The following is a 20,387-nucleotide window of genomic DNA, read 5'->3' as shown; positions in this document are numbered from 1 at the left end:
GCGTTAGCTTCTCGGCAGCAGGCTTCGGGCCTACGTCTCTCCGAACATCCGTTTCTGGTCTGCCTCGATTTCCTCCAGATAGCGGCGGCGGGCATGTTTCTCGCTCAAAACGCCCACCACCAGCCCTTCCGCATTCACCACCGCCAGTTCGTCGGCCCCTGCCTCATCCAGCGTGTCGAGGATGGCGCGAATGCCCATCGCGGGCATCAGCACCTTGTCTTGTAGACGCGCCACCGTCTCGATGCCCGCCTCCAGATCCAGGGTCGGGGCATGCGCCGCCGCCATCGGGATGATCCCGCCATAATGGCCGCCCTCATCCACCAGAATAGCCTTGCTGACCGAGCCTTGCGGCACCGTCTGGCGAAACGTGCCCACGCTGGTCCCGGTTTGCACGGCAACCCAATCGCGCCGCATCATCCGCCCGGCAGTCAGCGTGGTCATCCAGCCGATGTCGCGCGGCGAGCGGATGTCCGAACCCCGCACATGCAGCCGCCAAGTCGAGAAGGAATAGCCAAAGGCCTCACGCGTCACCGCGCTGGAGATCAGGGCGGCGGTCAGCACCACCCCCATCAGCGCGAAATCATGGGTGATCTCCAGCATCAGCAGCGCCAGCGTCATCGATCCGCCCACGATGGAGACGCTCAGCGCCGCCATGCCCACCAGCGCGGCATCATTGGGATCGATGGCAAAGCCCCAGAGATTGGCAATCTCGCCAAAGGCCTGCCCCGCCAGCGAGCCCAGAAACAGCGAGGCAAAGAACAGCCCTCCGCGAAAGCCGCTGGCCAAGGACACCACCGAGGCCGCCACTTTCAGCGCCAGCACGCCCAGCAGAAACGCCACCGGCGGCTTGAGCGCCAGATCGAGATGCAAGGCCCCGTGCCCCGCCGACAGCGCCTGAGGCGACACCCAGGCAATCGGCATCAGCAGCAGCGAACCGGCCAAAGGTCGCCACGGGCTGGAACGCGTTACGGCCTGCATCACGCGCTCGGCGGCGGTGACCAGCCGCATCACCGCAATGCCCAGCCCGGCGCACAGCAGCCCCAGCAGCGCATAGGCGGCATAATCCCCCAGCGTGATCTGGCGCACGGCCGTGGTTGCCATCAGCCATGGTTCTGGGCCGATGGCCCGCATGATCGCGGCCGCCACCAGCGAGGCGGTGATCACCGGCGCCACCGCTGCCGTGCTATAGGTGCCGATCACGATCTCGAAGGCATAGAAGGCGCCGGCCAGCGGCGCTCCGAAGGCGGCGCCCACGCCTGCCCCGGCCCCGGCGCCCACCAGGGTGCGCAGATCGGCGCGGCGCAGATGCACCTTTTGCCCCAGCCATGAGGCGAGGCCTCCGCCCAATTGCGCATAGGCCGCCTCCAGCCCCACCGAGGCGCCGCAGCCATTGGAGATGATGGTCTGCGCGCCGATCACCAGATTGTCGAACATGGCGATGCGCCCGCCATGCAGCGCATTGGCCTCCACCACGTCGACCGCTGTGCGCCCGCGCAAGGCCAGCCAGCGGTTGAGGCCGATCAGCGCCAGCGCGCCCAGCGGAAGGGCCAGCAGGCGCCATGGATGGCGGATCGAGGCCAGGGCGCTCAGCCGGTTGATCGTCACGCCATAGAAGATATGCTGCAGGCCATGGGCCAGCCAGCTCTGGATCAGCGTGGAGAGGCCCGCCATGGTGCCCACCACCGCCGCCAGCACAATATAGGCGCCTTCACTGGCGCGCAGCCAGCGCCGCACCGCGATGATGCCCTGCCGCAAGCGATGATGTTTGGGCAATCTGGCCGATCGCATGTGCAAACTCACACCTCTTCACCTCACGCAGAGCCCTTCGCAAACCTCCTTACAATCAAGGTGCTGTGAGAAGAAGAGGGCATGGAGGGCGCGAGGTGGCCGATCAGCCGACAGCCGTCGATGCCGCAACCTGCTGGTACAGCGCGGCGAGGAAGGCGTGAATGGCCTGCGTGTTCTCGGGCAGGCGCAGCCTGGCGTCGATCTGCTCCGGCGTCATGTTGATCAGATCGATGCGGAGGAAATTGCCGGGCGAAAACCCGTCGGACACTGTGGAGAGCACCAGCCTCAGCTGCGCCAGCATATCGTTTCCGCGATGCGAGGCATGGGCCAGAGCCATCGGCTTGCCCACCAGCTCCTCGCGCGAGACCAGCCAGTCGATGGCATTTTTCAGCCCGCCCGGGATCGCCCTGACATACTCCGGGCTGGCGATGATCAGCGCGTCATGCGCGCGGATCAGATCGGCGAAGCGGAGCACTTCGGCGGGAAGCGCGTCCCCTTCGCGATCCGGCGTAAAGACCGGCAGGCGCGCCAGATCGCTGTCAACCGTGACCTCATGCTGCCCGCAGGCGATGGCCGCGATCGTCCGCAGCATGGCCGTGTTGGTCGAGGCCTGCCGACCGCTTCCCGAGATGGCGAGGATCTTCATGCCATAGGCTCCGGCCTTACCCGCCCAGGCTCTGCATAAAGGAATAGACGCCATGGGCCGTGCGATCCAGCGAGGCTGACGGCTCCTGCACGCAGGCCTGCTTCACGGCGGCCAGCACCCCTTCGGCATTCACGCTTTTGCCGACGCCGGTGGTGTCCCGCGTGTTGAGCGCCGTGAAATAGCCCAGCACCCATGCTTCGGACATCGCCTCGGCGTTGCGGTTGCTGTAGGCGGCCGCGCAGGTGGTGGCGCCGATGCCGAAGACCTTGAAGGCGTGTCCGCCGGGCGGCGGCCCGCCGATCTGGGGAGTCATCGCAGGTGCGGCCTGGGCCGCGATGAGTAATGCCAGGGCGAACATAGCGTCTCCATTGCTTGCGCGCATGACCTAGCATCAACTGGATGATTTTCCATAGCTTTGCGATAGTCTTCGGGGTTATCTCGTGATTGTTGTTTCGGGGCTTCCCCAAAGCACGGGTCGCGCGCATAGTTGCGCCATGGACGCTTCATCGGACGCATGTTTTGTCGGCAACCTTCTCAGCCTGCCGCGCGGCGGGCAGGAGGAGGAGCGTTTCGAGGATATTCTCTCGCGCCCCGGCATCAGGCTGGAGCGTATTGTCTCCCACGGCCAGACCACGCCGGTGGACCGGCCCTATGTGCAGGACTGGGACGAATGGGTGATGATCCTTGAGGGATCGGCCGAGCTATGGCTGGACGGGCTGGGCAAGCGCTCCCTGAGCAAGGGCGATCATCTGCTGATCCCTTCGGGCCAGGCCCATCGCGTCACCTACACCGCCGAGCCGACGGTCTGGCTGGCGCTTCATCTGCCTGCGGCGGGCTGACATGCTGGTTACAGAGGTGATGTTTGCTTTGGCTTCGGGCACTTGTCCGGCATGGTTGGGACCCATCCCGACCCATGAACGTTCACCCATGACCGACATACCGCCTTGCCATGCAGTGATCGGGGCGATCCGGGGGAAAGACTGCATGGCGCAAGGCAGGCCAGTGAAAGCGAGATGATGGCATTCGACCGAAAGCGCCTTGAGAGCGGCGGTTTTCTTCTGTTTCTGGCACTCATCAGCCTGGGGCTTGGGCTGATCCTCTCGGCCTTTATGGGGGCCTTGCTCTGGGCGGCGCTGGGGGCGCTGCTGTTTCAGCCTCTGTTCCAGACCTTGCTTCGCCGTTGGCCGGGGCATCGCAACCGGGCGGCGGGGCTGGCGATGCTGATCATCACCGTGGCGGTCGTTCTTCCCGCGCTGATCCTCGGCAGTCTGGTGGCCGGGCAGGCCGCCGAGGTCTATGACCAGATGCGCGGTGGCCAGATCGATGTGTCGCGCTATTTCGGCCAGCTTCACGATGCGCTGCCGCTGCGCCTGCAGCATTGGCTCGATTCCTCGGGGCTGGGCAGTTTCGAACTGGCACAGGCCCGGCTGGCCGAGGCGCTCAACAACAGTCTGAGCATGATCGCGCGTCAGGCCCTGTCGATCGGGGCCAATGCGGCGGGCTTTCTGCTGGCCTTCGGAATCGGGCTCTATGTGATGTATTTCCTGCTGCGCGATGGTGAGCGGATCGCTCCGGCCATTCTGCGCAGCCTGCCGCTGGAGGCGGACATCGCTGCCAGGCTGGCGGAGAAATTCGCCATTGTGGTGCGCGCCACGGTGAAGGGATCGGGGCTGGTGGCGCTGGCGCAGGGCGCGCTGGGGGCGATTACCTTCTGGATCGTGGGGCTGCCGGCGGCGCTCTTGTGGGGGATGCTGATGGTGATCGGCGCGCTGCTGCCCGCCATCGGTCCGGCCATCGTCTGGGGGCCGGTGGCGCTTTACCTGCTGGCGACGGGCGCGATCTGGCAGGCGGTGGTGGTGGTGCTGTCGGGCGTGCTGGTGATCGGCCTGATCGACAACATCCTGCGCCCCATTCTGGTGGGGCGGGACACCGGCCTGCCTGACTGGCTGGTGCTGGTCACCACGCTGGGCGGCATCGAAGTGGCCGGGATCAGCGGCATTGTGATCGGCCCGGTGGTCGGGGCGCTGTTTCTGACCGGCTGGGACATTCTGACCGAGCGGCGCATGGGCAAGGCCGCGAACGGCCCCCGCGTTGACCCGCCCCGTGTTGACCCGCCTTGTGTTGACGAGGCGGAGCAGGCCACCTAACCATTCCGCTCTGGAATGATGGCGTTCCAGCCTGCTGCAGGATGATGCTCCGTGGTTTTCGTGCGCCGCTTTCTGCCCTCCATGCAACTGCTCTGCTCTTTCGAGGCTGCCGCCCGGCTGGAGAGCTTCACCGCCGCCGCTGCAGAACTCAGCCTGACGCAAAGCGCGATCAGCCGCCAGATCCGCGCGCTGGAAGACATTCTGGGCTCCGATCTGTTCCATCGCGAAAGGCAGACCGTGCGCCTGACCCGCGCCGGGGAAGCCTATGCGCGCGAGATCCGCGATGCGCTCAATATGGTGTCCGCCGCGACGCTGGGCTTTCGCGCCAGTCCGCGTGGGGGCTCGCTCAATCTGGCGGTGCTGCCGACGTTCGGCGCGCGCTGGCTGGCCCCGCGCCTGCGCGGCTTTGCCGATGCCTTTCCCGAGATCACCGTCAATCTCACCACGCGGCTGGCGCCTTTCGATTTCGCGCTGGATCATGTCGATGCGGCCATCCATTACGGGATGGAGAATTGGAGCGGCGCGCGCATGGTGCCTTTGCTCAGTGAGGTGGTCATTCCGGTCTGCAGCCCGGAATTTGCCCGGCGCCATCCGCTCGGCCGGATCGAGGATGTCCTGAATGTGCCGCTGCTGCATCTGGCCTCCCGCCCCGATGCGTGGGAGCGCTGGTTTACCGCGATGCATTGCCCGGTCACCGATCTGCGCGGGATGGTGTGCGATGAATTCACCCTGACCTCTCAAGCCGCCGCTGCCGGTATGGGGGTGGCGCTGCTGCCCCGCTTCCTGATCGAGCGCGAATTGCAGCGCGGCGAGTTGATCCTCGCTCTGGACGCGCCGATGAGCGGCGGCGAGCGCTATTTCCTGGCCTGGCCGGCCGAGCGCCGCGATTATGCTCCCTTGCGTCATTTCCGTGAGTGGCTGGTGCAGCAGGCGGAGCAGGATGCGCTGCATCATGTGGTTGCGGAAGAGAGTGAGAGGTCATTCTGAAATGGAATGACATGGCGCAAGAGCATCATTTGCTGGCAAGCATGGAAGAGGCCATAATCTCCCCTCGGCGCGCCTCGCCCGGCGCGTCATCCGGAGATGGAGACCAACGTGCCTGATATCGTGCCTGCCGATGCGATCCGCACCGCTTTTTCCACGGCGATGTCCGCGATGTATCGCGAGGAGGTGCCGCTCTATGGCGATCTGATCGAGATCGTCCGGGATGCCAATGCCGAGGCACTGGGGCAGCAGGCCGACCTTAAGGCAGCGCTCTCCGGCGCTGGAGAGCTGGAACGCCTCGATGTCGAGCGGCATGGCGCGATCCGGGTGGGCACGGCGGAGGAGCTGGCGCTGTTGCGGCGGATCTTCGCGGTGATGGGCATGCATCCGGTGGAGTATTACGATCTCTCGGTGGCGGGGGTGCCGGTGCATTCCGCGGCTTTTCGCCCTATCGATCCGGCGGCGCTGCTGGCCAATCCGTTTCGGGTCTTCACCTCGCTGCTGCGTCTCGATCTGATCGAGGATGAGGATTTGCGCGCTCAGGCCGCCGCGATTTTGGCCTCACGCCAGATCGTTTCCCAGCGCGGCATCGCCTTGCTGGAACAGGCCGAGCGTGAGGGTGGTCTCACCCCGCAGGACGCCGAAAGCTTCGTGCGCGAGGTGCTGGATATCTTCCGCTGGCATGGCGATGCGCGTGTCTCGCATGAGACCTATCGGCGCCTCAATGCCGCCCATCGCCTGATCGCCGATGTGGTCTCCTTCGCCGGGCCGCATATCAACCATCTGACGCCGCGCACGCTCGATATCGATGCCGCCCATCGCGCTATGGCGGCGCGCGGCATCGATGCCAAGGCGGTGATCGAGGGGCCGCCCACGCGCAAGGTGCCGATCCTGCTGCGCCAGACCAGCTTCAAGGCCCTGGAAGAACCGATCCGCTTCACCGACCAGCAGGGCGAGGCGAAGGGCACCCATACCGCCCGTTTCGGCGAGATCGAGCAGCGCGGCGCGGCTCTGACGCCCAAGGGCCGGGCGCTCTACGATGCCTGCCTTGACGAAGCCCGCGCGGACAGCGGATCGCAGGGCGCCGATTATGTCGCCCGGCTGACGTCGGCCTTCTCACGCTTTCCGGACGATCTGGACAGTCTGCGCCAGCAGGGCCTCGCCTTTTTCCGCTATCGCGTGGCCGACAGCAGCACGCCCATCGATCCCGCCACCAGCCTTGAACGCTGCATCGAGGAAGGCCGGGTTCTGGCCGAGCCCGTGCTGTATGAGGATTTTCTGCCCGTCAGCGCGGCGGGGATTTTCCAGTCGAACCTTGGCGGGGCCGAGCAGGCCAGCTTTGCCGCCCATTCCTCGCGTCAGGCTTTCGAGGCGGCGCTGGGGCAGAAGGTGCTCGATCCCTTTGCGCTTTATGCGGCGATCGAACAGGCCTCGATCGCGGCTGTGGAGACCGCTTTGGGCACCAGCTTCGCCGCGCGGGGTGAGGCATGACCGTCATGACGCAGAGCTTCCGCCCGGCCTCGCGGATTGCCGGGATCGGCGTGTCGGAAATCCTTGTCCGTTCGGGGGAGGCGGCGGCGCTGAAACGGCAGGGCCGCGACATGATCATCCTTGGCGCCGGCGAGCCGGATTTCGACACGCCCGAACACATCAAGGAGGCTGCCCGCCAGGCGATCAGCCGCGGCGAGACCAAATATACCCCGCTCGATGGCTCGGCGGCGCTGAAAGAGGCGGTGCGGCGCAAATTCGCCCGCGACAATGATCTGACCTTCGCCCAGAATGAGGTGACCTGCGGCGCGGGGGCCAAGCAGGTGCTCTACAACGCCTTTATGGCCACGCTCGATCCGGGCGATGAGGTGATCATCCCGGCGCCCTATTGGACCAGCTACGCCGATATCGTGCAGATCGCCGGGGGCGTGCCGATCATCGTCACCTGCACGGCAGAGGCCGATTTCCTGATGCGGCCCGATCAGCTGGAGGCGGCGATCACCCCGCGCACGCGCTGGCTGCTGCTCAATTCGCCCTCCAACCCCTCGGGCGCGGCCTATGATGAAGCGGCGCTGGCCGGATTGGCGCAGGTGGTGCGGCGCCATCCCCGGCTCTGGGTGATGTCGGACGATATCTATGAGCATATCCTCTATGATGGCGCCCGTTTCGCCACATTCGCGCAAGTGGCCCCCGATCTGCGCGAGCGCTGCCTGACGGTGAACGGCGTCTCGAAAGCCTATGCCATGACCGGCTGGCGCATCGGCTATGGCGCGGGCCCGGCGCCGCTGATCGCGGCCATGGCCATCGTGCAGAGCCAGTCGACCTCATGCCCTTCCTCGGTCAGTCAGGCGGCGGCGATTGCCGCGCTGGACGGGCCGGACGCCATCATGCGCGAACGCAGCGCGCGCTTTCAGGCCCGCCGCGATCTGGTGGTGAGCGGGCTCAACGCCATTCCGGGCCTGTCCTGCCGCAACCCCAAAGGCGCCTTCTATGCCTATCCGGGCTGCGGGGGGCTGATCGGTGCGCGCACCCGCGATGGCAGGATCATCATCGATGATCGCGCCTTTGCCGATTATCTGCTCGACTGGGATGTGGCGGTGGTGCCGGGAAGCTGCTTTGGTCTCGCGCCCTATTTCCGCATCTCCTACGCCACATCCGATGCGGAGCTGGAGACGGCGTTGCAGCGTATGGCGGCGGCTTGCGCTGCCCTGTCTCTGGCTGGATCATAAGGGCAATAAAACGCGTGCAGCTCTGAATTGCATGGTCTTTCCGCCGTTCTCTCCTGGGCAAAAGGAGCGGATATGACGAATATCAGCAACAGCCTCACCTCGGTCCCGACGCTGTTCGCCAGCCTTGCTGCCCTCGCCACGCAGAAGACAGCGCCCGATGCCGCCACGCGGAACGATCCGAATGCGGCTCCGCTTCAGGCCAAGCAAACCACGCCTTTCGACATCACCAGAACGCAGATGTATGCCCAATGGCAGGCGGAAGGCGCGCTCGTTCAGGATACGCAGGATCTGGCCAACACGGTCACTGCGGCGTTTCAGTCGATCATCGCCCAGCGCCCCGATCTGGCCAATGCCACCTTTGATTTCACCGGCGGCAAGGACGGCATCAAGGTGACCTCCAGCGCGCTGACCGATGACGATCGCGCCTGGCTGGAAAAGCAGCTCAATGCCAATTCCGCGCTTGTCGATGTGGTGAACCGCTTCAACGGCGATCTGGGCAAGGTGGTTGACGCCGCCGCCGCCATCAAGGCCAGAGAGGCGGGCATCCCGGCGCCGCCGAAGACCCCCACCGCCAAAATCGACGGCACGGTCCCCGTTCTGGCCCTGTTGCAAGGGGTGGTGAACAAGGCGGCCCCTTCGGACTCCTCCGATGATTCCACCTATACTGACAGCTGGGGGCAGCCGGTCGACCTGCGGACGGCCAAAACCACCTCGCTGGCCGGGATGATCGATGCCAAGCGGCAGCTGGATGCCCTGCAGGATGGCTCGATTGTGACGCATCTGGCCAATGGGCGTGTTCTCCATGGCGCCTATACCGACTCCGATCCTTATATGGCGGCAGTCAGCATCGCCGCCGCCTTTGTGCCGAGTGCCTCATCGACCTCGACACAGGCGGCCATGGTGCGCGCAGCCACGCGGCAGGTTGACCGGCAAGCGTAATCAGCCCTTGCTCTGCCGCCATGCGGGAAGCGATGTGCCGCCGCGCCCCCAGTCTTCCAGTTCGATCTCCTGAAAGATCACGAATGTGTCGTCGGGGTCCTTGCCGAGCACCTGCTGAAGCAGATCGGTGACGCCCTTGTGGATCGCTGCTTTCTGGGCGGAGGTGGTGCGGTCGGCGCCGGGGACGGTGCCCTGACGGGTGACCTGAACGGTGACGATGGGCATGATGATGGTCCTTTCGATAAGAGGCAGGGAGGCGGGGTGCCTCCCTCTGAAGATCAGCAACCGGCGATCATGCCGCCATCCACATGGAGGGTTTCGCCGGTGACGAAGGTGGCGTCCTCCAGATACATCACCGCCTGAGCGATATCCCCGATCTCGCCCATCCGGCCCATGGGGTGCATCCCGCCCAGTGCCTGATGCGTGGCGGCATCATGCATCGGCGTCTTGATCACGCCGGGCGAGATCGCATTGGCGCGAATCCCGCGTGAGGCATATTCGATGGCCAGACTGCGCGTGGCGGCAGCAAGCCCACCCTTGGTCAGCGAGGCCAGCACCGAAGGCACGCCCGAGCGCGCCTGATCGACCAGCGTGGTGGTGATCTGCACGATCAGCCCCGTGCCCTGCTCCAGCATCTGGGGGATCACGGCCTGCGTGATGAAAAAGAAACCGTCCAGATTGGTGTGCAGCTTCTGGCGGTACTGTTCCTCGGTGTAATCGGTGAAGGGGCTGGCGATGAAGATGCCCGCATTGTTCACCAGCGTATCCACGCGGCCAAATCTGGCGATGGCCTCTGCCACCACGCGCTGGCCGGTTGCCGGATCGCCGATGTCGCCGGGGATGGTCAGCAGGTCGGGATCGCTGGAAGGCTGGATCGAGCGCGAGGTGGCGACAACGCGCCACCCCCGCGCCCGATAGGCCTGCACAATGCCGGCGCCAAGCCCCTGCGAGGCCCCGGTCACGATGGCGGTTTTCTGAAGATCGGACATGGTCACTGCTCCTTGCTGGATGGTGTGGAGCCGGATTTAGGCCCTTGGTGACTGCGTGAAAATTCACTATCCTTGCACCATGGCTGATCGAAAACGCACAGCGATGGATTGGGAGGATTTGCGCTTCTTTCTGGCGCTGGCGCGGCATGGCACGCTGTCGGGAGCGGCACGCACGCTGGGCGTCAATCATGCAACGGTCGCGCGCAGGCTGCACGCGCTGGAGGAGGGGCTGGGCGCCAGACTGGTCGAGCGCCGCCCCGAAGGTTATGTGCTGACCCCTGCCGGGAGCCGCACTCTGGATGCCGTCAGCGATATGGATCAGGCCTTCCAGACACTGGGGCATGGCGAGGGCGAGGGCATGCCGACGGGGCTGGTGCGGGTGAATGCGCCGCCCGGACTGGCGCTGGGTTTTCTGACGGCCCGTCTGGCTCAGGTGGCTTGCCGCCATCCGGGGCTCGATCTCGATCTGGCGACCAATCTGCGCTCGGTCAGTCTGGAGCGGCATGAGACCGACATCGCCATCCGCATGGATCGCCCCGAGGATGGCGATGTGATCGCCCGTCCGCTCGGCGCCATCCACAATGGCTTTTACGGTACGCCGGAGGCCTGCCGCCGCATCGAGGGCGGAGCGCCGCCGACCTTTATCGGCTTCGATGAGGCTGATGCTTTCGTCCGCGACGCGGCGTGGCTGGCACGGCAGTTTCCCAGAGCGCGGCTGGCGTTTCGCGCCAACAATCATGCGGCTCAGGCGATTGCGGCGAGATCGGGCGTGGGGGTTGCGCTTTTGCCGCATTATATCGGCCGGGCTGAACCCGCGTTACGGCTGATCGATCTGGGCAGCCTTCCGCCGCCGCGCGACCTGTTCCTGCTGACCCGCCGCCGCGACCGGACAGCCTTCGCGATCCGCGCCGTGGCCGATGAGATCATGCGCATCTTCGCCGAGGAACAGGCGCTGTTCCAGGCCTGAGCGCCGGGCTTGCGGCGGCCTCGGCTCGTCGCATCCTGTACCTTGGTCCTATCGCGGCGGACGGTGCATCGGTTAGCATGCGAGTCCCGGCAGCCAACTGCCGAGGATAAAACAGTCAGGAGAGTGCATATGAAGTGGAAGACGCCCAAAATCCGCGAAATCGTGCTCGGCGCCGAGATCAACTGTTACGCCTCCGCGGAGCTGCCTGCCTAAGCCGCCTCGGTGAACATCATCGTTCTGGGGGCGGCGGCCGGTGGCGGCTTCCCCCAATGGAACTCGCATGGGGCAGGGTGCCGGCGTGCCCGTGCGGGTGATCCTGCCGCTTTGGCGCGCACGCAGGCCAGCATCGCGGTGAGCGGCGATGGTGAGCATTGGTTTGTCATCAATGCCTCGCCGGATTTGCGGCAGCAGATTAACGCGACGCCTGCGCTGCACCCGAAGCAAGGGCTGCGGCACTCGCCGATTACGGGGGTGGTGCTGACAGGCGGCGATGTCGATGTGATCGCGGGCCTGTTGACCTTGCGGGAGCGGCAGCCCTTCGCGCTGCATGCCACCGCGCGCATCCATGGCGTGCTGGACGCCAATCCGATCTTCGAGGTGCTGGCCCGGGATGTGGTGACGCGGCTTGTTCAGGCGCTGGAACAGGCTTTCGCGCTGGATCAGCATCTGATTGCAACCCTCTTCGCGGTGCCCGGCAAGGTGCCGCTCTATCTGGAAAGCGGGGCTGAGCCGCCATCCATCGTGGTGGATGACACCACTGTGGGGCTGGAAATCACGGCTGGCGGGAAGCGTCTGCTCTATATCCCCGGCTGCGCGGCGATGACGCCGGAGCTTAAAGCACGCATCGCGGGCGCCGATCTGCTGTTCTTCGATGGCACGCTGTGGCGCGATGACGAGATGGTGACGGCAGGCCTCGGCCCCAAGACCGGGCGGCGGATGGGGCATATGAGCCTCTCCGGGCCGGAGGGGACGATGGCGGCCCTTAGCGATGTACCCGTGGGGCAGAAGGTTACCCTGCATATCAACAACAGCAATCCGGTGCTGCTGGCCGACAGCGCCGAACGCGCAAAGCTCGAAGCCGCAGGCTGGCGCGTGGCCGAGGACGGCATGGAGTTCACCCTATGACGGACTTGTTGTCCCCTGAAGGCCTTGAAGCCGCGCTGCGCCAGATTGGTGCCGAGCGTTACCATATCCATCACCCCTTCCACCGCCTGCTGCATGACGGCAAGCTCAGCCTTGGGCAGGTTCAGGCCTGGACGCTCAACCGCTATTACTATCAGGCCTCGATCCCCGCCAAGGATGCCACGCTGATGGCGCGCCTGCCCACGGTGGAGCAGCGCCGCGAATGGCGCCGCCGTATCGAGGACCATGATGGCGATGGTGACAAGCCCGGCGGCATCGAACGCTGGCTGAAGCTGGCCGAGGGTGTCGGGCTTGATAGGGCGATGGTGGAAAGCGCGGCGCTGATCCTGCCTGAAACGCGCTTCGCGGTGGATGCCTATCTCCATTTCGTGCGGGACCGTTCGCTGCTGGAGGCGGTGGCGTCATCACTGACCGAACTCTTCTCGCCACAGGTCATTGCCGAGCGGGTTTCGGGCATGCTGACCCATTACGATTTCATCCAGCCGGAGACTTTGGCCTATTTCACCCCGCGCCTGACGCAAGCCCCGCAGGACAGCGCCTGGGCGCTGGCCTATGTGAAGGAGCATGCCGATACGGTCGAGAAGCAGCAGGCGGTGCTGGCTGCGCTGCGCTTCAAATGCGATGTGCTGTGGTGCCAGCTGGACGGGCTTTATCTGGCCTATGTCGCGCCGGGGATGATCCCGCCGGGCGCCTTTGTGCCGGAGGGTTGAGCCATGGGCGCTGTCAGTGATGTGCCCGCGTTCCGGCGCGGCGTGAAATTCCGCTTCGACAGCGTGCGTGACAGCTGGGTGCTGCTGGCCCCCGAAAAGCTGTTTATGCCCGATGAGATTGCGGTGGAAATTCTGAAGCTGGTCGATGGTGAGCGCGCCATTGCAGCTATCGTCGATGATCTGGCCGCCCGCTTCGATGCGCCGCGCGGGGAGATCGAAACTGATGTGATCGCCACTCTTGAGGATCTGTCGGCGAAGGGGGCCATCCAGCTATGAATATTCCCGCGCCGCCGATGGGCTTGATTGCGGAACTCACGCATCGCTGCCCGCTGCAATGCGCCTATTGCTCCAACCCGTTGCAGATGGATGCGCCCAAATCGGAACTCTCCACCGATGAGTGGAAACATGTGCTGGATCAGGCGGCTCGGATCGGCATCCTGCAAGTCCATTTCTCCGGGGGCGAGCCGATGGCGCGGCGCGATCTGCCCGAACTGATCGCCCATGCGGCGGGGGCGGGGCTCTACACCAATGTCATCACCTCGGGCGTGCTGCTCAGCGATGCGGCGATGGCAGGGCTGATCGCGGCGGGCGTGGACCATGTGCAGCTCAGCTTTCAGGATGCCGATGCGGAGAAAGCCGATCATTACGGCGGCTATCGCGGCGGCCATGCCAAAAAGCTGGAGGCGGCCCGCCGCATCCGCGACTCCGGCCTGCCGCTGACCGCCAATTTCGTGATCCACAAGCAGAACATCGCTCGCGTCGAGGCGATGATCGCGCTGGGTGAGGAACTGGGCGCCGAGCGGATGGAGATCGCCCATACCCAATATTACGGCTGGGCGCTGCTTAACCGCGATGCGCTGCTGCCCAGCCGCGAACAGCTGGATTTTGCCACAAGCGTTGTCGAGGCCGCGCGGGCAAGGCTGAAGGGGCGGATCGCCATCGATTATGTGGTGCCCGATTATCATGCCGCCCGGCCCAAGGCCTGTATGGGGGGCTGGGGGAACCGCTTCATCAACATCTCGCCCTCGGGTAAGGCGCTGCCCTGCCATGCGGCGGAGACCTTGCCCGGCTTCACCTTTCCCTCGGTGAAGGAAACCTCTCTGGCCGAAATCTGGCTGGGATCGGACGCTTTCAACCGCTTTCGTGGCACGGATTGGATGCCCGAAACCTGCCGCAGTTGCGACCGGCGTGAGATCGACTGGGGCGGTTGCCGCTGTCAGGCTCTGGCGCTGGCCGGCGACGCAGCGAAAACCGATCCGGCCTGCCACCGCGCGCCCGACCATCATCTGATCGAGGAAGCGGTCGTGGCAGCCGCTGCTTCTGAAACACTGGAACTTGTGCCGCGCAGGATGCAATAAGGGGCCATGACGCAGCTTCGCACCTTCTATCCGCCCATCGAACCCTATGAAACCGGCACGCTCGATGTCGGTGACGGCCATGTGATCTATTATGAGCGCAGCGGCACGCCGGGCGCCAAGCCTGCGGTCTTTCTGCATGGCGGCCCTGGCGGCGGGATTTCGGCCAAACATCGCCGCCTGTTCGATCCTTCTGCCTATGATGTGCTGTTGTTCGACCAGCGCGGTTGCGGCCGCTCCACCCCGCATGCCGGGCTGGAGGCCAACACCACCTGGCATCTGGTCGCCGATATCGAGCGGCTGCGCGAGCTGGCCGGGGTGGATAAGTGGCTGGTGTTCGGCGGTTCATGGGGATCTGCGCTGGGGCTGGCCTATGCGGAAACCCATCCCGAGCGGGTCAGCGAGCTGGTGCTGCGCGGCATCTTCACCGTGCGTGAGGCGGAACTGTCATGGTATTATCAGTTCGGCGCCTCCGAAGTGCATCCGGATAAGTGGGAAGAGTTCCTCGCGCCGATCCCGCCCGAAGAACATGGCGATCTGCGCAAGGCCTACCGCAAGCGGCTGGTCGGCGACAATGTGGAAGAGCAACTGGCCGCAGCGCAGGCCTGGACCCTCTGGGAAGGGCGCACACTGACCCTGCTGCCCGATCCGGACACCACATCGGGCTTTGAGGACCCGCATTTCGCTCTGGCCTTTGCGCGGATCGAGAACCATTATTTCGTCCATCACGGTTGGCTGGAGGACAATCAGCTGATCCGCGATGCCAGTCGCCTGCGCGGCATTCCCGGCACCATCGTCCATGGCCGCTACGATATGGCCTGCCCCACGCGCACCGCCTGGGATCTGCACAAGGCCTGGCCGGAAGCCGAGTTCCATCTGATCGAGGGCGCGGGCCATGCCTTCTCCGAAGCAGGAATCCTCGACCGGCTGATCCGCGCCACGGATGCTTATGCGGCCTCTTCCAAAGGGTGATATCGCGGACTGATCGCGCAAAAGATCAGCGGATTGTTGCCCGGCGCAGGCCGGCGGGCAGCAGTCCGCTGCTGTGCTCAGGTCTTTTCTCCAACAAAAACCGCCATATGCCCCTTTCTGCAGGGGCCTCGCGAGTCGCTGGGCGGGGCTCAACACCTGATCTTGGTTAAAACCGACAGGTAGTGAGATATTTACCATTCAAATCCTAAACGGCGCCCATGCTCTGCGGCGCGTTGAGGGCTTGATACGCCGCATCATGCTTACATCAATGTCAGCACGTCGCTGGAGAGGCGATGGGCGGTATCGGTCGTCTGGGGGTGCATCAGGCGATCGGCAACAGGGACCTGATCATGAGAGAACCCATCCAAGGGGCACGTCGCCACCACCTGCGCCTGCTGATCGGTGCGGCTCTGTGCAGCCTGATGCCTGCCGGTATCGCCATGGCGCAGACCGCGCAGACGCCGTCAGAGCAGGATCAGACCGAGGCGAACACCATCGTCGTCACCGGATCGCGCATCCCCACGGCGGAGATTACGGCGCAGCCGGTCACGCGGGTGACGGGTGATGAGATCGCCAGGCGCGGTTTCACCAACCTTGGCATCGCGCTGCTCGACCAGCCCGGCTTTGGTGTGCCGGGCAACAGCCCCTTCGGCAGCCAGGGCTATTTCGGCGCGGGGCAGACCTTTGCCAATCTCTATGATCTGGGATCGCAGCGCACGCTGACGCTGGTCAATGGCAACCGTTTCGTCACTGCGGCCAGCAGTTCGCTTTCGGGCGCCGTGGCCGGGTCGCCGGTGGATCTTTCGCAGATCGCCCCGGCTCTGGTGGACCGGATCGAGACCGTCTCGGTCGGCGGCGCGCCGATTTATGGGTCTGATGCCATTGCGGGCACCGTCAATGTCATTCTGAAGAAGAACTATCAGGGCTTCTCGGTCAACGCCTCGCAGGGCGTTTCCGGGCAGGGTGACGCGCAAGACAGCAATGTCTCGCTGCTGGCGGGCAAGAATTTCGCCGAGGGGCGCGGTAATATCACCGTCAGCCTCTATTATGATCGCCAGCATGGTTTGACCAATGGTGACCGCTCAAGCCTGATCGGCGGCAGCAGGGCTTTCTCGGGCACCGCCACGGCGGGCAACAGCTATACGCATCAGCTCTATTATGGGGGGATGCACTACAATCTCTTCACCAACACCGGTATGCCGCTGGTGGCGGATTCCTATCCGATTGTCGGCGGGCAGACTTATGCAGGCGTCACCAATGCCGCCGGGCAGGCGCTGACCTTCAACAGCGCCGGGCAGTTGACGCCCTTCGTCAATGGGCAATTGACGGGCAATGCCGCCTATCAGGCGGGCGGCAGCGGCTTTGCCATCAGCGATTACGACAATTTCCTGGCCGACAGCGAGCGTCTGCAAGGCACGCTGCTGGGCCACTACGATTTCACCGACCACATCCATTTCAGCGGCGAGTTCTGGCTGGGCCGCAACTATGGCACCAATCTGGCCAAGCAGCCCTATTACAACACGCGGCAGTTCGCCGCTGCGGGCCAGCCCAACGGCAATCTGATCATCAGCACCGCCAACCCCTATCTGAGCGCGGCGGACCGCCAGACCATCATCAGCAATCTGGCCGGCTATGGTCTGCCCACGGATCACTTCTACCTCACGCGCGCCAACACCGATCTTTCGACCGGTGCTTTCCGCACCCGCAGCGATCTGCTGCGCATGGTGGGCGGTCTGAACGGCGATTTCGCGCTGGGTGAGCGCAAGTTCGACTGGGATGTGACGGTCAATTATGGCCGCTCCACCTCCTCGACCGCCTCGCGCGAGCTGGTGACCCAGAATTTCAACAATGCGGTCAATGCGGTGACCACCAGCAGCGGCCAGATCGCCTGCGCGTCGGGCTACACCAATGCGGCCTATCCCACGATCAGCAGCACCTGCGCGCCGCTCGATATCTTCGGCTATGGCAATGCCAGCCAGGCGGCGATCGACTATGTCACCGCCAATGCCTTTACCCATCAGCTCAACACCCAGACGGATGTGGTGGCCGATGTGAAGGGCGAGCTGATCAAGCTGCCCGGCGGCCATGCCAAGGGCGTGGCGGGCTATGAATATCGCCGCGAAAGCGCCAATTTCGATCCGGGTGCCTTCTATGCGGGCGCCTTGCAGGCCGATGGCACGCGCGTGTCCTATGGCAATCTGGCGCCGGTCTCTGCCGTGGCTGGCAGCTTCCACAGCAACGAGTTCTTCGGCGAGTTCAGCGCGCCGATCGTCGCGCCTGACAATGATGTGCCGCTGATCGCGCAGCTCGATGTGAATGCGGCGGTGCGCTATGTGAAGCACAGCCTGACGGGCGGCTTCACCTCCTATACGGGTGGCGGCAGCTATGCGCCGGTCAAGGGGCTGACCTTCCGTGGCAATTTCACGCGCTCCTTCCGCGCGCCCTCGATCACCGAGCTGTTCGCGCCGGTCAGCACGGTGGCAGCGGTGGCCAATGACCCTTGCGACAAGGGCTATATCACCGCGGGCAGCAATCCTGCCACACGCGCGGCCAATTGCGCTGCTGCCGGTCTTCCCGCCAACTTCACCTCTTCGGTGGTGGCGGCCAGCGTGAAGGGCACGGCGGGCGGCAATCCGAACCTGCAGAATGAAGTGGCCAACAGCTGGACAGTGGGCGCGGTGGTGCAACCGCCGATGCTGCGCGGGCTGACCCTGAGCGCGGACTATGTCAACATCGACATCCGCAATGAGATCGCCAGCCTGAGCCTGACCGATCTGATGACGGCCTGCTACGATTCCTCACTTTCCAGCCCCTATTGCAAGACCTTCACCCGCAACAGCGCCGGTCAGGTGACCTCTTTTGCGTCGAGCAATTTCAACATCGGCGAGGAAGTCTTCCGCGCCTTGCAGGGCAATCTGGCCTATACGCTGCCGCTGGAGCGGCTGGGGCTGTCATCCTCGGCGGGCGTGCTGGATCTGAACGTCAATTACCTGCACACCTTCCGCCATTATTACCGCATCGGCACGGAAGATCTGCAGCAGGTGGCGGGCCAGTCTAAGGACCCGGCGAACACCTTCACGGCCACGGCGAATTACTCGCGCAAGGCCTTCAACTGGATGGTGCAGGGCATCTATTACGGATCGACGAAGGTCAATCCCAACTCGCCCGATTCTGCCTATCAGTATCCAACGATCAATTCCTACGTGACCTTCAACACCTCGATCGGGGTGGATGTGTCGAAGAATGTCAATTTCCGCTTTCTGGTGAACAATGTGTTCAATCGCGGTTTGCCCTTCCCCTATTCGGTGGATGTCCAGCGCTACTACAGCGCCATCATGGGCCGCTATTTCCGGGTGAGCGCCGGTTTCAAGTTCTGACGGGGTAACATCCTCCGATGCAACGGATCGCCGTGGTTGACAGCAACCGCGGCGATCGCTTTTCAGGATGCTGCATCAATCCGTTGGAGCGGCAAGCTTATGATCAGACGATGGGCCTTCAAAGCGGCCTGCACGGGTGCCCTCTGCGCGCTGACGGCGATCCCCTTGCCGGTGCAGGCACAAACGCCAGGGGCTCTGAGCCTCTATCTCTCGGCGCGGGACAAGGCTGCCGCTCAGGCCAATGCCGAACATCCTCCATCCGGTCAGAAAGCGCGCAATAAGGCCGCCGCCGCCCGCTTGGCCGCCATGCTGCGCGCGATGATCGGCCCGGTCCATGTCTCCGGCTTTACCGGCGTTGGCCGCGCCACGATCGCCGATCTGGAGGATTACGCCCAGTACCTCCCGCTCGACGGGCTGGCTTATACCGATGCCCATGGCACGCAGCTGATCGTCACCACGCGCCCGCTGGTGGAAGCATGGTTGCGCGCCTCCGCCCCAAAAGGGCAGGCCGTGAATGCCATTGCGGCGCTCGATGACGAGGGGCTTTACGCTGCGGCCATCAACAATGATGCCGCCGTGGAAAAATTCGCGCCTCTGCCCATCAAGCCTGTCGCCCCCGGCATGATCGCCAAGGCCATGCTGTTCGAACAGGGGCAGGATGAGGTCGCCCCCAACCCGCCCGACCAGATCGGCGTCACGCTGTTGCAGGATCAGCGCATCACCATTCTGATCCAGCCCACCAAGGTGGAGGCGATTCCCGCCTGCAAGGCCCGCTACGCACAACATCCCGACAAGGATCTGATCTTCGAACGGTGCTATGCGCAGGAGCTGCCCAGACAGGCCTCCTATGCCCGGTTGATCAGACAGGCACAGGCCTTGGCTGACCGCGTGGCCTCCGTCAGATCTGCTCCGCCGCCCGCGCCGCCTGGTTCTTCCGGGCATGCTGCACCGCTTCCCTCAGCGTCTCGACACTGACGGCGCCGGGCAGCAGATAGGAATCGACAATCAGCGCGGGCGTGCCGGACAGGCCGATCAGCCCCGCATAATGGCCGGTCCGGGCGATGGCGCCATCGATCTCGGCGCCATGTTTCACCAGATCGGCCTGCAGCCTGTTCCAGTCGACACCCGCGCTCACGGCGGCCTGGCGGATGCCCTCGCTGGTCAGCCGGCCTTTGGTGTTGAGCAGTGCATCGTTGAAGGCCGCATGCTTGCCCTGATAGCGCGAGGCCATCGCCGCCCGCGCCGCTTCCTTCGAGACCGCGCCGAAGATCGGCCAGTCGCGGTAGACGATGCGCAGCTTCTTGTCCTCGCGCAGCAAGGCTTCCAGCCGGGGATGGATCTGGTGGCAATAGGGGCATTGATAGTCGGAAAAGACGACGATCGTGGCGTCATACCCCGCCGGCTCAACCTTCGGCACGCCGGGATCGTTCTGCAGCGCATCGAGCAGCATGGCGCGGGCATCGTTGTTGCTGCTGTCGCCCGCCCTTGCCGCCGCGGCGGTCTGGACTCCCGCCGCTGCGATGCCGCCAAGCAGAAGGGCGGCAACCGTGGCGGCACAGGCCTTGAGGGAGGGCTTTTTCACGCTTTATCGCCTTTCAGAAACCGGCCTGCCCGAAGACGGGCCGGAGAAGAGGTTCCCCTAGGCAGTCAACC

At 64.5% G+C, this 20,387-nt stretch carries 21 protein-coding genes; 15 read left to right on the top strand and 6 right to left on the bottom strand.

The window, feature by feature from the left end; translation table 11 throughout:
* Positions 1-30: 30 nt before the first annotated feature.
* The 3 genes from HGK27_RS19605 to HGK27_RS19595 form a co-directional block, all read right to left on the bottom strand.
* Positions 31-1,788: a chloride channel protein gene (locus tag HGK27_RS19605; protein WP_206244531.1), complete on the bottom strand. Its 1,758-nt coding sequence runs from the start codon at positions 1,786-1,788 to the stop codon at positions 31-33.
* 103 nt (positions 1,789-1,891) lie between these two features.
* Positions 1,892-2,434 (bottom strand): NADPH-dependent FMN reductase, encoded by a 543-nt coding sequence (locus HGK27_RS19600; RefSeq protein ID WP_206244530.1) that lies wholly within the window; start codon positions 2,432-2,434, stop codon positions 1,892-1,894.
* A 16-nt stretch (positions 2,435-2,450) separates the two neighbouring features.
* Entirely contained in the window at positions 2,451-2,792 is a 342-nt protein-coding gene (locus HGK27_RS19595; RefSeq protein ID WP_206244529.1) for a hypothetical protein, read from the bottom strand.
* Positions 2,793-2,928: 136 nt separating this feature from the next.
* On the opposite strand from HGK27_RS19595, the gene HGK27_RS19590 reads away from it, so the two are divergent.
* From HGK27_RS19590 to HGK27_RS19565, 6 genes are all read left to right on the top strand, one after another.
* Complete coding sequence (locus tag HGK27_RS19590) at positions 2,929-3,273, top strand: cupin domain-containing protein (protein ID WP_206244528.1); 345 nt, start codon at positions 2,929-2,931, stop codon at positions 3,271-3,273.
* Positions 3,274-3,450: 177 nt separating this feature from the next.
* Positions 3,451-4,581, top strand: a complete 1,131-nt coding sequence (locus tag HGK27_RS19585) for an AI-2E family transporter (protein WP_206245434.1) — start codon at positions 3,451-3,453, stop codon at positions 4,579-4,581.
* A gap of 51 nt (positions 4,582-4,632) precedes the next feature.
* Positions 4,633-5,568, top strand: a complete 936-nt coding sequence (locus HGK27_RS19580; RefSeq protein WP_206244527.1) for a LysR substrate-binding domain-containing protein — start codon at positions 4,633-4,635, stop codon at positions 5,566-5,568.
* Positions 5,569-5,727: 159 nt separating this feature from the next.
* Entirely contained in the window at positions 5,728-7,056 is a 1,329-nt protein-coding gene (hglS, locus tag HGK27_RS19575; RefSeq protein WP_241127893.1) for a 2-oxoadipate dioxygenase/decarboxylase HglS, read from the top strand.
* The gene (locus HGK27_RS19570) at positions 7,053-8,282 is read left to right on the top strand and encodes a pyridoxal phosphate-dependent aminotransferase (RefSeq protein ID WP_206244525.1); all 1,230 of its coding nucleotides are present in this window, start codon (positions 7,053-7,055) and stop codon (positions 8,280-8,282) included. Before hglS ends, HGK27_RS19570 begins: the two co-directional genes overlap by 4 nt.
* Before the next feature lie 72 nt (positions 8,283-8,354).
* The gene (locus HGK27_RS19565; protein WP_206244524.1) at positions 8,355-9,221 is read left to right on the top strand and encodes a hypothetical protein; all 867 of its coding nucleotides are present in this window, start codon (positions 8,355-8,357) and stop codon (positions 9,219-9,221) included.
* On the opposite strand, the gene HGK27_RS19560 is transcribed toward HGK27_RS19565, so the two are convergent.
* Together HGK27_RS19560 and HGK27_RS19555 are read right to left on the bottom strand one after the other, a co-directional pair.
* Entirely contained in the window at positions 9,222-9,446 is a 225-nt protein-coding gene (locus tag HGK27_RS19560; protein WP_206244523.1) for a tautomerase family protein, read from the bottom strand. It abuts the gene before it with no gap.
* 53 nt (positions 9,447-9,499) lie between these two features.
* Positions 9,500-10,210 carry an SDR family NAD(P)-dependent oxidoreductase gene (locus HGK27_RS19555; protein ID WP_206244522.1) on the bottom strand — a complete coding sequence of 237 codons (711 nt, stop codon included), beginning with the start codon at positions 10,208-10,210 and terminating at the stop codon, positions 9,500-9,502.
* Positions 10,211-10,289: 79 nt separating this feature from the next.
* Here HGK27_RS19555 and HGK27_RS19550 point away from each other — a divergent pair, with 79 nt between their 5' ends.
* The 9 genes from HGK27_RS19550 to HGK27_RS19510 all read left to right on the top strand — a co-directional run bounded on the left by HGK27_RS19550 (position 10,290) and on the right by HGK27_RS19510 (position 19,709).
* Positions 10,290-11,177 (top strand): LysR family transcriptional regulator, encoded by an 888-nt coding sequence (locus HGK27_RS19550; RefSeq protein WP_206244521.1) that lies wholly within the window; start codon positions 10,290-10,292, stop codon positions 11,175-11,177.
* Between the two features lie 129 nt (positions 11,178-11,306).
* The gene (gene pqqA, locus HGK27_RS31440) at positions 11,307-11,390 is read left to right on the top strand and encodes a pyrroloquinoline quinone precursor peptide PqqA (protein ID WP_068087616.1); all 84 of its coding nucleotides are present in this window, start codon (positions 11,307-11,309) and stop codon (positions 11,388-11,390) included.
* 9 nt (positions 11,391-11,399) lie between these two features.
* The gene (gene pqqB / locus HGK27_RS19540) at positions 11,400-12,302 is read left to right on the top strand and encodes a pyrroloquinoline quinone biosynthesis protein PqqB (protein WP_206244519.1); all 903 of its coding nucleotides are present in this window, start codon (positions 11,400-11,402) and stop codon (positions 12,300-12,302) included.
* Positions 12,299-13,030, top strand: coding sequence for a pyrroloquinoline-quinone synthase PqqC (gene pqqC, locus HGK27_RS19535; protein ID WP_206244518.1), 732 nt, complete (start codon positions 12,299-12,301; stop codon positions 13,028-13,030). The genes pqqB and pqqC overlap by 4 nt, the downstream gene beginning before the upstream one ends.
* 3 nt (positions 13,031-13,033) lie before the next feature.
* The gene (gene pqqD / locus HGK27_RS19530) at positions 13,034-13,306 is read left to right on the top strand and encodes a pyrroloquinoline quinone biosynthesis peptide chaperone PqqD (protein ID WP_206244517.1); all 273 of its coding nucleotides are present in this window, start codon (positions 13,034-13,036) and stop codon (positions 13,304-13,306) included.
* A complete protein-coding gene (gene pqqE / locus HGK27_RS19525; protein WP_206244516.1) occupies positions 13,303-14,388 on the top strand; it encodes a pyrroloquinoline quinone biosynthesis protein PqqE in 1,086 nt (361 codons plus the stop codon). The genes pqqD and pqqE overlap by 4 nt, the downstream gene beginning before the upstream one ends.
* A 6-nt stretch (positions 14,389-14,394) precedes the next feature.
* Complete coding sequence (gene pip / locus HGK27_RS19520) at positions 14,395-15,357, top strand: prolyl aminopeptidase (RefSeq protein ID WP_206244515.1); 963 nt, start codon at positions 14,395-14,397, stop codon at positions 15,355-15,357.
* Positions 15,358-15,707: 350 nt separating this feature from the next.
* Positions 15,708-18,734 carry a TonB-dependent receptor domain-containing protein gene (locus tag HGK27_RS19515; RefSeq protein ID WP_206244514.1) on the top strand — a complete coding sequence of 1,009 codons (3,027 nt, stop codon included), beginning with the start codon at positions 15,708-15,710 and terminating at the stop codon, positions 18,732-18,734.
* 99 nt (positions 18,735-18,833) lie between these two features.
* The gene (locus HGK27_RS19510; RefSeq protein WP_206244513.1) at positions 18,834-19,709 is read left to right on the top strand and encodes a hypothetical protein; all 876 of its coding nucleotides are present in this window, start codon (positions 18,834-18,836) and stop codon (positions 19,707-19,709) included.
* Here HGK27_RS19510 and HGK27_RS19505 read toward each other — a convergent pair.
* Complete coding sequence (locus HGK27_RS19505) at positions 19,633-20,316, bottom strand: DsbA family protein (protein ID WP_241127644.1); 684 nt, start codon at positions 20,314-20,316, stop codon at positions 19,633-19,635. The two genes, HGK27_RS19510 and HGK27_RS19505, sit on opposite strands and share 77 nt — an antisense overlap.
* Between the last annotated feature and the right edge of the window lie 71 nt (positions 20,317-20,387).

The sequence above is a fragment of the Novosphingobium terrae genome (genome assembly GCF_017163935.1).
Lineage (GTDB): Bacteria > Pseudomonadota > Alphaproteobacteria > Sphingomonadales > Sphingomonadaceae > Novosphingobium > Novosphingobium terrae.
Note: the sequence above shows the minus strand (reverse complement) of the source record. Positions and strands in the feature narration are given on the sequence as shown.

What these genes read in the sequence shown, in the direction of transcription:
- pqqC (WP_206244518.1), top strand. Translation starts at nt 12,299, where the DNA reads ATGACGGACTTGTTGTCCCCTGAAGGCCTTGAAGCCGCGCTGCGCCAG.
- HGK27_RS19550 (WP_206244521.1), top strand. Translation starts at nt 10,290, where the DNA reads ATGGCTGATCGAAAACGCACAGCGATGGATTGGGAGGATTTGCGCTTC.
- HGK27_RS19560 (WP_206244523.1), bottom strand. Translation starts at nt 9,446, where the DNA reads ATGCCCATCGTCACCGTTCAGGTCACCCGTCAGGGCACCGTCCCCGGC.
- HGK27_RS19595 (WP_206244529.1), bottom strand. Translation starts at nt 2,792, where the DNA reads ATGTTCGCCCTGGCATTACTCATCGCGGCCCAGGCCGCACCTGCGATG.
- HGK27_RS19605 (WP_206244531.1), bottom strand. Translation starts at nt 1,788, where the DNA reads ATGCGATCGGCCAGATTGCCCAAACATCATCGCTTGCGGCAGGGCATC.
- pqqE (WP_206244516.1), top strand. Translation starts at nt 13,303, where the DNA reads ATGAATATTCCCGCGCCGCCGATGGGCTTGATTGCGGAACTCACGCAT.
- pqqA (WP_068087616.1), top strand. Translation starts at nt 11,307, where the DNA reads ATGAAGTGGAAGACGCCCAAAATCCGCGAAATCGTGCTCGGCGCCGAG.
- HGK27_RS19590 (WP_206244528.1), top strand. Translation starts at nt 2,929, where the DNA reads ATGGACGCTTCATCGGACGCATGTTTTGTCGGCAACCTTCTCAGCCTG.
- HGK27_RS19515 (WP_206244514.1), top strand. Translation starts at nt 15,708, where the DNA reads ATGAGAGAACCCATCCAAGGGGCACGTCGCCACCACCTGCGCCTGCTG.
- HGK27_RS19570 (WP_206244525.1), top strand. Translation starts at nt 7,053, where the DNA reads ATGACCGTCATGACGCAGAGCTTCCGCCCGGCCTCGCGGATTGCCGGG.
- pip (WP_206244515.1), top strand. Translation starts at nt 14,395, where the DNA reads ATGACGCAGCTTCGCACCTTCTATCCGCCCATCGAACCCTATGAAACC.
- HGK27_RS19555 (WP_206244522.1), bottom strand. Translation starts at nt 10,210, where the DNA reads ATGTCCGATCTTCAGAAAACCGCCATCGTGACCGGGGCCTCGCAGGGG.
- hglS (WP_241127893.1), top strand. Translation starts at nt 5,728, where the DNA reads ATGTCCGCGATGTATCGCGAGGAGGTGCCGCTCTATGGCGATCTGATC.
- HGK27_RS19585 (WP_206245434.1), top strand. Translation starts at nt 3,451, where the DNA reads ATGGCATTCGACCGAAAGCGCCTTGAGAGCGGCGGTTTTCTTCTGTTT.
- HGK27_RS19565 (WP_206244524.1), top strand. Translation starts at nt 8,355, where the DNA reads ATGACGAATATCAGCAACAGCCTCACCTCGGTCCCGACGCTGTTCGCC.
- pqqD (WP_206244517.1), top strand. Translation starts at nt 13,034, where the DNA reads ATGGGCGCTGTCAGTGATGTGCCCGCGTTCCGGCGCGGCGTGAAATTC.
- HGK27_RS19510 (WP_206244513.1), top strand. Translation starts at nt 18,834, where the DNA reads ATGATCAGACGATGGGCCTTCAAAGCGGCCTGCACGGGTGCCCTCTGC.
- HGK27_RS19600 (WP_206244530.1), bottom strand. Translation starts at nt 2,434, where the DNA reads ATGAAGATCCTCGCCATCTCGGGAAGCGGTCGGCAGGCCTCGACCAAC.